This window comes from uncultured Tenacibaculum sp., from assembly GCF_947498805.1.
In the GTDB taxonomy this organism is placed as follows: Bacteria; Bacteroidota; Bacteroidia; order Flavobacteriales; family Flavobacteriaceae; genus Polaribacter.
Map to the genome: position 1 here is coordinate 44194 of NZ_CANMLT010000010.1, position 12079 is coordinate 56272.

At 30.9% G+C, this 12079-nt stretch carries 12 protein-coding genes; 3 read left to right on the forward strand and 9 right to left on the reverse strand.

The features are described from left to right. The 4 genes from nrfA to Q0873_RS16845 are packed head-to-tail and all read right to left on the reverse strand — an operon-like array spanning position 1 to position 4085. Positions 1-1494, reverse strand: a complete 1494-nt coding sequence (gene nrfA, locus Q0873_RS16830) for an ammonia-forming cytochrome c nitrite reductase (RefSeq protein WP_299109565.1) — start codon at positions 1492-1494, stop codon at positions 1-3. Positions 1495-1502: 8 nt separating this feature from the next. Next, positions 1503-2099, reverse strand: a complete 597-nt coding sequence (gene nrfH, locus Q0873_RS16835; RefSeq protein ID WP_299109567.1) for a cytochrome c nitrite reductase small subunit — start codon at positions 2097-2099, stop codon at positions 1503-1505. A gap of 16 nt (positions 2100-2115) precedes the next feature. Continuing rightward, positions 2116-2841, reverse strand: coding sequence for an iron-sulfur cluster repair di-iron protein (gene ric, locus Q0873_RS16840; RefSeq protein WP_299109568.1), 726 nt, complete (start codon positions 2839-2841; stop codon positions 2116-2118). Positions 2842-2846: 5 nt separating this feature from the next. Beyond that, complete coding sequence (locus tag Q0873_RS16845) at positions 2847-4085, reverse strand: alginate export family protein (protein ID WP_299109570.1); 1239 nt, start codon at positions 4083-4085, stop codon at positions 2847-2849. A gap of 147 nt (positions 4086-4232) precedes the next feature. Here Q0873_RS16845 and Q0873_RS16850 point away from each other — a divergent pair, with 147 nt between their 5' ends. Together Q0873_RS16850 and Q0873_RS16855 are read left to right on the forward strand one after the other, a co-directional pair. Continuing rightward, on the forward strand, positions 4233-4736 hold the full coding sequence (locus Q0873_RS16850; RefSeq protein ID WP_299109572.1) for an OmpH family outer membrane protein: 504 nt from the start codon (positions 4233-4235) through the stop codon (positions 4734-4736). A gap of 8 nt (positions 4737-4744) precedes the next feature. Further along, positions 4745-5560, forward strand: a complete 816-nt coding sequence (locus tag Q0873_RS16855; protein WP_299109574.1) for a DUF1853 family protein — start codon at positions 4745-4747, stop codon at positions 5558-5560. A 16-nt stretch (positions 5561-5576) separates the two neighbouring features. Here Q0873_RS16855 and creD read toward each other — a convergent pair whose 3' ends face one another. The 3 genes from creD to yiaA all read right to left on the reverse strand — a co-directional run bounded on the left by creD (position 5577) and on the right by yiaA (position 8590). Further along, positions 5577-6923 (reverse strand): cell envelope integrity protein CreD, encoded by a 1347-nt coding sequence (gene creD / locus Q0873_RS16860; protein WP_299109576.1) that lies wholly within the window; start codon positions 6921-6923, stop codon positions 5577-5579. A 118-nt stretch (positions 6924-7041) separates the two neighbouring features. Then, positions 7042-7962: an EamA family transporter gene (locus Q0873_RS16865; protein ID WP_299109578.1), complete on the reverse strand. Its 921-nt coding sequence runs from the start codon at positions 7960-7962 to the stop codon at positions 7042-7044. Between the two features lie 145 nt (positions 7963-8107). Next, positions 8108-8590 carry an inner membrane protein YiaA gene (gene yiaA / locus Q0873_RS16870; RefSeq protein ID WP_299109580.1) on the reverse strand — a complete coding sequence of 161 codons (483 nt, stop codon included), beginning with the start codon at positions 8588-8590 and terminating at the stop codon, positions 8108-8110. A gap of 149 nt (positions 8591-8739) precedes the next feature. Here yiaA and Q0873_RS16875 point away from each other — a divergent pair, with 149 nt between their 5' ends. Continuing rightward, the gene (locus tag Q0873_RS16875; protein ID WP_299109582.1) at positions 8740-10245 is read left to right on the forward strand and encodes a hypothetical protein; all 1506 of its coding nucleotides are present in this window, start codon (positions 8740-8742) and stop codon (positions 10243-10245) included. Between the two features lie 20 nt (positions 10246-10265). On the opposite strand, the gene Q0873_RS16880 is transcribed toward Q0873_RS16875, so the two are convergent. Both Q0873_RS16880 and Q0873_RS16885 read right to left on the reverse strand, forming a co-directional pair. Beyond that, positions 10266-10841, reverse strand: a complete 576-nt coding sequence (locus tag Q0873_RS16880) for a Crp/Fnr family transcriptional regulator (protein WP_299109584.1) — start codon at positions 10839-10841, stop codon at positions 10266-10268. 61 nt (positions 10842-10902) lie between these two features. Beyond that, positions 10903-12057, reverse strand: coding sequence for an SAM-dependent methyltransferase (locus Q0873_RS16885; protein WP_299109586.1), 1155 nt, complete (start codon positions 12055-12057; stop codon positions 10903-10905). Positions 12058-12079: the final 22 nt, after the last annotated feature.

Here is a 12079-nt window from a genome sequence, read left to right on the forward strand (position 1 = left end):
TTAATTCATTGAAACCTTTTTACTTCCGTAAGTAGCTTCTCTTTTCTTAGCCTCTTCTAACCATTTTGGCAATAGGTTTTGCTTAAACTCTTCCTTTTCTTTGTGTAACTTTTCTACATCTAAACCAATATACTCTTGCGCCTTTTCTTTTGTTGAAATATCTGGCATTTCTACAGGCTTGTTATACCCTAATTCTGCTAATAAACGTGCTAATTTTACACGCCCTTCTGTAGCTTTATCTAAACCGCTAGCAATTACTCTACCTGTTTCAACCGGTGAATGGAACGATGCTCCATGAGCTGCAGCTGCATAATCCCAGCGCCATTGTGCATGACGAATATCCATTAAGATATCTTTCATTTGCTCTTCTGTAGCACCTAAATCCCAGCACTTCTTTGCTTCCACATGCATTCTTACCAAAGCATCTTCTAATTTTAGTCTTGCTTCTGTAGATTTTTGTTGACGTTCATACACGTTTGCTTTTAGCTTATCTGCATCTTCTCTATGACAAACCTGACATGAATTAGCTACATTATTCATTGGAGATTGAATATGATGATCTGTAAACTTTTGTCCTCCTTCACTCTTATAAGGCATATGACAATCGGCACAAGAAACCCCTCTATCTGCATGTACTCCCGTTAAATAGGTTTCGTATCCAGGATGCTGTGCTTTTAACATTGGTGCTTTACTTAACTTATGCGTCCAATCTTTAAAGTTGATATCGTCATAGTATTTTTCCATTGCTTCAACAGACATTCCATTTTTCCATGGAAAAGTTAAATATGGAACTCCTTCTTTTCCTTGTTTTGTTTTATCAAAATAATACTCCACATGACATTGTGCACATACCAATGAACGCATTTCTTGATGGGTTGCTTTATTAATGTCTCTTCCCATCTCCTCAAAAGCTTCTACCAAAGCAGGTCTGGTAATCGTAAGTTTCATTGTTTTAGAATCGTGACAGTCAGCACAACCAATCGGGTTTACCACCTCATGTCCTTTATCTGCCCATTTTCCTTTATAAAACTCTGTAATTCCTACTTCATTCATCATTCTAGGAACATCTGGACTTTTACAGGTCCAACAAGTAGCTGGCATTGGACCATCTCCTTTTCCTTTTGGTCCACCTGTTCTTAAAGTATTTTGCAGATCGGTGATCGCATGTTGATGCCCACGTCCTTGGTTGTAATCTTTTGAAAAACCATATCCTGCCCAAAGTACCACCAAACGCGTATCCTCCTCTAGCATATCTCTCATTTTTGAACCTCCTTGAAAAGATTCAAAATCACTTTTCTCTGTTTGTAAAAAAGATTGGTATTCTGCTGGAAAATTTTTACCCCATTCTTCATTTCGAGGTTCATTTTCACTAATTTCTACCTGTGGTACATATTTATACTTAGCTTCATTTTTTCTATTCACAATGCTTGAAGCTAGTAGCCCTAATAGAAAAACGACTACTACAGTTACTATAAATAATACTTTGTTTTTCATTTGTTTTGTTACTTTTTTATTTGTTGATTAAGCCATTCTGGTATTACGGTTTCTACATTATCAGTAGGAATTGGAGCAATGTTATTTCTTATAGTTGAAATTCCATGTACGGTACCATGTGGTAATTCTTGATGACAAGACCAACATTTACGTTCTGTTCTATTTTCTTTATGATTTTCAAGCCACCCATCGTACTTTACTTGAGTCACTTGTTGCATATGACATCTAATACAATTGTTTTGCACCACTTCCTGTGATGCTTCTCTCATAAACATCACTTCTGGTTCTGCTCTAGCGGTAAACACTGAAGCGTGAAACAAACCATCTTTAGCCTTGAAATAGTATTTATTCAATACATTATCATGTGGTACATGACAATCATTACAAGAGGCTTGTTCTCTATGCGAACTATGCATCCAGCTATTGTACATAGGCGTCATTACGTGGCAGTTTACACATGCCAAAGGATCATCTGACATATAAGAAACTAACGAAGCTTCTTTTGCCATAAAAAAACCTAGACCCGTTACTATTCCTATTAACAGAACCGCAACTCTTCTCCATCTAGACTTTCTATTTGGTAATATTTCGCGATTAAAATTCAAGTCCTTTATTTTTGTTTTATGAAGCGTTTAAGCTTCTTTCTAATTCGATTGCTTTAGGGTGTAAAATGTTATTCTCTAAGTGAATATGCTTATGTAAGTCTTGTTCAAACTCTTCTAATTTTGAATACAATGCCTTATGTGTATTACAAGCGCCTTCAGGTGGTAAATAATTATTTGTTAATCGAGCTATTTCTTTAAAAATATTGCCTGCATTTTCATGTTCATATTCCATCATTCGAATTGGATTATTTACAGTACTAAATGAAGGTGTTTTAGCTATTAAACCCTGTTTTTTTGCTTCAAATAATTGTTTAATAAATGGAAATAATACCTGTTCTTCTTTTAACAAATGAGAAGATAACTCATTTGCTACCTCATGAAATAGTTTATTTATTTCAACAACTTCTGGATGTCTATTTCCGTGTACCTTAGCGACCTTATTTGCATATTCTGATAGTAATGGTAAATTTTCTCTTACATAAGTGTGATGCACATTTTCAATATAGATCATTAAGAAATCTAATTCCCATTTATCATAATCTTCAATCAAATCTTTAACTGCATCCACTTCGGAAAGTTCCTTTTCAATAAGGTTTACATCAATTCTTTTCTGAGCACAGGCTTCTTCTACAGAAACATTTCCTCCACAACAAAAGTCAATTCCATATTTCTTAAATACATGTGCCGTTTTAATGTTTTCTGTAACATAATCTGCTACCGTTTTTCCTTTAGAGAATACCATATTTTTTATTTTTTAGTTGAAAACAAGGTTGGTTTTATAGTTACCATTACCCAAGCCCAATTATTTGTATTATCATCTGAATTTCCTTTCAACACTTCCATTCCTTCTGAAGGGAATAAGTGAGAATAACCGACCTTAATTCCTATCTCTTTTGTAAACTTATATCCGTATACTATATCTAATTCTGCTCCTAATTGTTTTGAAACCGTACTGTTTATGTCTTCTGCAGCTGAAAAACTATGTAATGAAGCTCCTAAGCTTGATTTAGGGTTCAGTTTAAAATTAGCTTTTGCATAGATATCCAGCAATCCCACGTTATTACCATGGTTTCCTACATAGAAATAATCCATTAAACCATTAAACTTGTGATTGGTACCATAAAAAGGAGTAAACGCCTTGTTTTCATTATTTGCAGGTGAACCATTCTTATTTCCACTAATTAGTTCTGCCCCTAATCCTACTTTTGTTTTATCTGATACTTTATAATAAGCTTCTAGACTCAATAGGTAAGCACTTAAATCTCTATTTCCGGCATCTTTTCCAAATTGATAATATAGGTTTGATATAAAATTAAATTGGTTCACTTTTGCTTTGAGGTGGGTTCCTACTGTTTGACTATACTTTAATCCCACAGGTGTTTGCATACCATTGTTTAAGAACAAAAAGCTTCCCGAAAAATCTTTCCAATCTTTATGAATCCATGCATATTGCATTGCTTTATAAGTTCTTGGAGTTTCTAAAAAAGTACCCGTAATGTTTTCTTTAGACTGGTTGAAGGCTAAACCTATATCTGTTTTAAAACTTCCTTTTCTATACTTTAACATTGCCATATCATGACTTCTAGCCTGCTGTGCCCACCCAACATTACCAAAGATTCTACTATCGTCATATATGACTTCTTGGCGTCCTAATTTTAAAGAGTAATTGGTATCTAAGAAAATTTCGGCCCATGCTTGATGTAACCCTAAACCATTGGCATCTGCAATATTCAACTGAGGTACATCTCCCCAAACTCTAACATCTTGAATACTTAAAAAAAAGTTTAATCTATCAATAGAATATGTAGTGTTTAATCTTGTTCTTTGCGATACAAACAATGCTGCATTTTCATTATCTGCTATTAAAGTTTTAAACCCATGTCTATATTCAGCTCTTGGGCGTATTTCTGCATCTATACTTAATTGTGCATAAGATGTAGTTGCTACTAAAACCAGTAGTATACTAAGAAACTTGTTAATTTTCATAATTCTCTATTTTTAGATTACCTAACAAATTTCTTGAGAAAGAAGTCTTTAAAACATGATAAAGGTCATACTTTGAAAAAAACTTTAACGAATTTTAAATAGCTTAGCTCCCTCACTTTTATATATTTGCGAAAAACAATAAAAAACATGAAATCAAAAATTATATTATTAGCAGCAATTCTAATTTCAACTTTGTCTTTTTCTCAAACTAAAGTAGGTACAGTAAACAGTGACTTAATTATTGGGAAAATGCCTCAAATGAAAAATGTTTTAAGAAGAGTTGAAACTGCTGGTAAAAAATTAGATTCATCATTTAACATCAAAGCACAAGAATATCAAGCAAAGATTAAGGCTTTTCAAACTGACGAAAAAACTTTGAGTGATGCAGATAAACAAACAAGAGTGCAAGAACTTAGAGGACTAGAAGACGATTTACAGAAGTTTCGAGTAAACGGAACTAAAATGATGCAACTTCAACGTGACGAATATATGAGACCTTTATTAAAAAAATTAGGTGAGACGATTGAAGAAGTGGCAAAAGCTAATGGGTATACTCAAATTTTAACTACTACAGGAAATCAATTTGGATATATTGATGAGCGTTTTGATATTACTAAATTAGTAATGGATAAATTAGGAATTAAAGAGTAATTCTTTTTATGCATCAAAAACAAAAAGACTTACAATTACAATACGAAGGATTTTTAAAAACACCTTTTCTATGGCATGGAAAAGGTGTTTTTGATTTAACTCAATTTGAAACTCCTAGATCTGAAACTGCTCCATTTACAACGGTTATTAAACAAAAACTCCGACTAGGTAAACTTGTTGAACGGTTTGTTTCAAATGAGTTACAACAATATCCATCTATAGAGATTTTAGCGGAAAACATACAGATTCAAAATGACAAAATTACCTTGGGTGAATTGGATTGTTTGTTATTACAAAACAATGCTCCTATTCACTTAGAAATTATATATAAGTTTTATTTATATGATACCACTGTTGGTACTACTGAAATTGAACATTGGATTGGACCAAACAGACGTGATTCTTTTGTTCAAAAACTCACAAAACTAAAAGATAAGCAGCTACCACTACTCTATTCTGAGTATTGTAAAAAGTATCTTGACAATTTAAATTTAGCTATAAAGAACATTGAGCAACAGGTATATTTTAAAGCTCAGTTGTTTGTGCCTTTAAAAAAATATGGGGAAGAATTACCTCAAATTAATAATGAGTGTATTTGTGGTTTTTATATCAATCTCCAAGAGCTCCGTCAATTTTCGAATTGTAAATTCTATATACCCAATAAACACAATTGGCTATTAGAGCCTTATACCCATGTAGATTGGCTAAATTTTGATAATTTTAATACTAAACTTGATGTGTTTTTAAATGAACAAAACGCACCATTATGCTGGTTAAAAAAGCAAAATGGTACGCTTATAAAGTTTTTTGTAGTTTGGTGGTAAATAACTTACCTATCTTTTAGTTAGACCAATCTATCTTTCTCGACACATACATTACTACTGCTAATATTGCAAAGAGTCCCACACTTCCTACTAAAAGCGCATAGCTTTCTAATTGGATTATGATAAAAATGAAAGCATATAAAACAGATAATGCACCTCCTACAAGTAGCATAAATTTGTTACTCTTTAAAATGTTTTTTGCGTACAGCGTAATCAATCCTATTACAGCAATACTTGATATTCCGTAAGCTTTTAAGAAATCACTATGCTCTGATATCGATACCAATAAGGTATAGAACATGACCAATGCCAATCCAATCATTAAATACTGAAATGGATGCATATTAATTTTACTTATCGTTTGAATTAAAAAAAATACTAGAAAGGTTAAACTAATAACTAAAAAGCCATATTTAGTAGATCGTTCACTTTTTTGATATTCATCTACAGGGATTTTAAAATTCACTCCAAAATCGAATTCATTAAAGTTTGGTAACCCAGAAAAGTGCTCTTGAGAAAAAGGTCTATTGATATCAAGAATTTTCCATTTTGCATCAAAACCATTCTTATTTATTTTATCTGAATTATACGGTAAAAATTCTCCTGTAAAATTCGCTGTTTTCCAATTTGAAGTAATTCTTGCTATCGTTTCTTTTCCTATTGGAATAAAACGTACTTCTTTGCTTCCTCTTACTTGAAAATCTACTGAAAACCCAATGGTTTTATCTTGCTTTATAATTTCTTCAATAGGTATGGTTTTACTCTCTAAACTATAATAATTGTTAGCATTCTCACCATTTGAAGATAAATCATATGCTTTATCATTAATTTTCACAGATACAGTACTACTTACTCCTTTTACATTAGTCGTTTTTAATAGCACCTTACTTTTGTTCCATAATATGTCTTTATTCTTAACCTCTTTTTTACTAAAATCTAACGAATCAAATCTCCCATTTAATAATATAGTACTGTTAAAAACAGCAGTTGTATAAATTCCTCGCTTCTTTTTCTCTGGATTAATATTGGAGTTTATGTCTAATTTATCTGGAAAGAAATAACCATATTCGATATGCGCTACTTTTTCTCTTGTTATTTGTTTTGTTTTCTCATTTGTAATAAGTTTTTCCGTGTATACCCTATAGGGTATCTTAAGAACTGGCCCATAAATAACCACTTCATTTCCCCATTGTCGACTTATTTGGTTTACAACTGTTTCTTGCCGATAAGAACGTTCTCTGATTAAATCTTCTATAAAGATTAATGGGATTATTAAAACAAAACTTAGAAAACCTACCATCATCATTCTGGCAGTTGTAGATGTTTTAATCCAGGTTAAAAATTTGCTCGGTTGCTGTTCCATTTTACTAATATTTAAAGTTCATTTACTTCAAAATTAGCTATGAAACATCCATTAAAACCCAATGAATTAGAATTCGTACCTACTTATTTAGAATTCGATAAACACAAGTTTATTGGCACTATATTTTCTGTGGTTTCGTTGTTTTAAGTTTAGAAATTCTCTTTCTTGAAGTAATAAAATAAACCCCTGATAATAGTACAATAGAAGCAACAATAGATTGTGTAGTTAACTTTTCTCCTAAAAAATACCACCCTAAAACTAAAGCTACAATCGGATTCACATAGGCCGAAGTAGAAACCTTTTCAGGAGATACTACTTTAAGTAAATAATTAAACGCTGTAAAGGCTACAATACTTCCAAATATAATTAACAGTATCATAGAAGTTTGCGCTTCAAAAGACCAACTTAAAGGAGAAGTCCATTTTTCATGAAACAACATAGAACTAATAAATAACAAAACTCCTGCAATAAGCATTTGATATCCCGTACTTACGAAAAAATTCTTTGGTAAATTTGCTTTGGCTACAAAAACACTTCCGTAGCTCCAACTTAATAAACAGGTAAAAATCATAAAGATTCCCAATACCGTACCTTCTGAAGTTGTTATTTCATTTTGACTTACCAATAGATACATTCCTACAAAACCAAGAAGCACACCTATAACAGATTGTTTTTGCATTTTTTCTCCATCTAAAAGTCTCATCAACAACAATACAAATAAGGGCTGCGTAGAGGCTAACAAAGCCGCAAAACCACTATCTAAATATTTCAAAGCCCATACAAAAACTCCGTTCCCATATACCAAGAATAAAAATCCGGCTATGGCCGAATTCATTAATTCGCTTTTATTTATTCTTATAGATACTCCTAGTATTTTAGCTATTAACATAATTAAGATTCCCGATGCCGTAAACCTTGTTGCCGCTAATAATAAAGGTGACACTTCTGAAACTACAATTTTATTTAACAAATAGGTAGATCCCCAAATAACATATATGGCAAAAAATGCTGAAATTACTAATGCTCTTGACTGTTTCATAAGAATAAATTGCTTTAGTAAATGTACAACTATAGTTTCAATTTACGAACGTAAAAAGAGTTGATTTTTTGCTCTAATTTTAATTCTTTAAAAGCCTAAATAGGCATATGTCACAGCGCATATGCCTATTATCTTTGTGTAATATTTATTCTTCTTCGTTTTTATTCTCTTTTAAATATGCAATATCTCTTGTATTCTTTTGTACAGATATGGCAGCAAAAAGACTTAAGGTAAAAGACATTCCATAAAACCCTTTTTCACTCAATAATAAATCTGCATTCCATAGTCCTATTACTAATAACACAATAGAAGTTATGGTGGTAAACCAACTCATTCCGTAATAAATTTCTGTTACCTGTATTCCTTCCAGTTTATCTCTAATTGTTTTTTGTATTGAAATAACTGAAAACAATGCAAATAGCAATACTGTAAAATAATATCCTTTTTCATTCAACTCCATTTCTGCATTCCATAATCCAATACAATAGGCTGAAACTCCTATTAACAATACCGCCCATGAAGCTCCAACAAAAGCTGATGTTGGCTTTTGATCAAAAGCTTTGCTAGGTTTATTTTTTTTCTTTTTAACTTCTGTATTATGTTCAAATGTTTTTGTTTGATAGTTCATAATTTTCATTTTTAATTACATGGCAAAAATGCAAGGCAAATTGCTTTTACAAAAAACAAAATTTAAAAAAAACCAACGATATAATCACACACATTACATGATAAATCATTAATTTTACTAATCAAATTAAAAAAATAGCTAACGATATAATGATAGATTTAAAAACAGTAATTTCTACTTTATCTTCAGATGAACAACAAAAGTTCATTCTTTTCTTAGAGAAAAAAAACAAACGAAAAGATGCTAAAAACATTCAGCTATTTAAGCTTATATCAAAAGGAGAAAGCTCCACTGAGGTTATTTGTAATGCTTTATATAAAAGTCAAAAAAAAGACGCTTATTACACTCTAAAACAACGGTTACTAGATTCTTTAATTGATTTTATAGCAAATAATAAACTACAAGGAGAAAATTCTACCGATATTCAAATTGTAAAATACATTCTTGCGGCGAGGGACTTTTTGATCAACAAAAACTACAAAACCGCTTATAAAATTTTAGATAAGGCTGAAGGGATTGCTAAAGAATATCAGCTATACACCATACTCAATGAAATATACCATACTAAAATTCAATATGCATATACCCTTCCCAATGCCAACATAGATGCTATTGTTCATGATTTTAAAGAGAACCAAAAAAAGTATTTACTTGAAGAAGAGTTGAACATTGTCTATGCAAAAATTAGGCAGACTCTTAAAACAATTAACTATGAAGGTGGTAGTTCTTTAGATTTTCAAGAAATAACCAACACGATCTTTAAAGAACATAACATTAGCATAGACAATGCTATGTCATTTAAGTCTTTATACCAGCTAATTACCATAGTAAGTATTTCTGCATTTATGAATAAAGATTTTATAACTGTTGAATCTTTTCTTCTTAGTACTTATAAAAATTTAAAAAAGGAAAACGACAAACAACTTTATTATCATATTAGAATACTATATTTAATTTCTAACATCTTATTTAGAAATAAAAACTTTGCTAAATCCATGCATTATCTTGATCTAATGCATGAGTGTATGTTACAAAACAAAAAGAAATACTATAATCATTTTAAATACAATCATCAATTACTCGTAGCTCTAAATAAAAACTATACCAATAAACAACAGGAAGGTATAGCTATTTTGGAAAGTCTAGTAAACATAAAAAATATAGATCCTAAAACGATGTTAGACATACGTTTAAGTTTGATTATGTTTTATTTTCAGAATAATCAACTGAAAAAAGCACAACAATTATTCTCTAAATTTTATCATTCTGATCAATGGTATATTGAGAAAAATGGTATGGAATGGACTATTAAAAAGAATCTTATTGAAATTTTATTACATTTAGAATTAAGTAATATTGATCTATTTGAATCTAGATTTCTAAGCTTTAAAAGAAAGTACTACGATTATTTAAAATCCATAAATCAACTGCGTGTTATCAATTACTTAAGCCTAGTTGAGAGTATTTATAAAAACCCAACAACGGCTATTTCTTCGGAGTTTTTTGATAAAGTTGAAAGTTCTTTTGATTTTATTGGAGCCAAACATGAAGATATTTTTGTAATGAGTTTTTATGCTTGGTTAAAGAGTAAAATGTATGAAAAACCCATATTTGATATAACTTTAGAGTTAATCAATAAGGTTCAAAACAAATAAAAGGATAATACCATTTAAAACTAACCTTTTAAAATTTCTTTTCTAATCCTGCTTAAACTTTGCGTGGTAATTCCTAAATAGGAAGCTATGTGGTAATTTTTGATATGCTGCTCTATATTTGCATATGATTTTGAAAAATTAATATAGCGTTCCTTAGCGGTTTGAGAGAGTACTGCCAGCGTTCTTTTTTGTGATTTAGCCATAAATCGCTCTACCTTTTTTCTTATATGATGTTCAATAGCAGGTATTTTTAACAATGCTTCCTCAAAGTCTTTTTTTTCAACTCTTAACACAGTAGACTCTTTAATGACTTCAATATTCAATAGAGATTTCTCATCTAAAAAATAACTTATATAATCACTAATCCACCAATCATTTACCGCAAATTGTAGTGTGTGCTCTTTTCCTTTTGGATCAATAAAAAAAGTACGTAAGCATCCCTCTAATACATAATACTGATGATTTACTTCTTGTTCTGAATTTAAAATGAGTTCTCCTTTTTTAAAGGTTTCTCTTTTAAAAATCGTAGCTAAGTAATCCAGTTCTTGATTAGATAATAATAACCCCTTAAATATTATCAACAATGCCCCTTTCATTATCCTAAAGTTAGGATAAAAAAATTACTTTTGAAACGAAATCATCGAATATTTCAAATGATTAAAGAAGTGATTCCAAATAATGTTCCTCGATTTGATATGCTTTTTTCAATTCTAAAATTTTAGAATCAACCATTTCAACATCCGTATTTTTTGAAGATTTTGTACCTATTAGCATCACGTTTTTACGGGTATGTTCGTTACTTATAAATTCAAACACCTTGGTATTATATTGATGCCTTTCTAGTATTAAAGCACGAATGGTATCCGTAACCATTTCAAACTGACGTTCTTTAAAAATACCGTATTTTAATAATGGACTCTCCTGCTCTTTCCCTTTTACCTGCTGGCGAATTTGCTTATGACAGCAAGGTGCACAAATGATTAATTCAGCCTTTGCTGATAGTCCTTTAAAAATGGCATCATCGGTAGCCGTATCACAGGCATGTAAAGCTATTAAAATATCTATTTTGTCATTGTCATACTCTTGAATAGATTGTGCTACAAACTTTAATCCAGAAAAATCACATTTCTTTGCAATATCATTACAATAGTTTACCAAACTTTCACGCAATTCAATTCCAGTAACATGAACGCTATGTTCTTTTTTATTAACTAAGTAATCATATAAAGCAAAGGTTAAATATCCTTTTCCAGATCCCATATCAACAATATTAATACGTTTAGAAAGCTTTACAGACTTCAATTGTGTCTCTATTATTTCTAAATATTTATTGATTTGTCTGTATTTATCAGCCATTTTAGGAATAACTTTCCCTTCTTTATCTGTAATTCCTAAATGAAACAAATACGCACTGTTCTCTGCACGCTTTACCTTTTGCTTATCATGCGTTTCAGGTAACTTATTCTTAAAGCTAGGGTGCGATGTCTTATAACTAACCTTTTTCTTTTTAGAAATAAATACCAACAAATCATTTTGTAATGTAAATAAGGTAGCCGCTCTAAACTTTTCAGAAAGTAATTCTTCTAAAACTTCCATACTTTCAGATAAGGTATAATTCTTTACCTGATCATTTGTAGTGTATCGGTATAAGAATTGAAAATATAACTCTCCCTTTAATTCTATCTGACGAACATATACATTTGCCAATTCATCACTTTTACGAATTGGTTTACTCAGCGTAAGTTTTACGAAATTGTTCTTTTGAATACTGTTCTGAAATTCAGAGAATAATTGTTCCAAGGCTTCTTTCATATTGCAAAAATAGCTAATAATA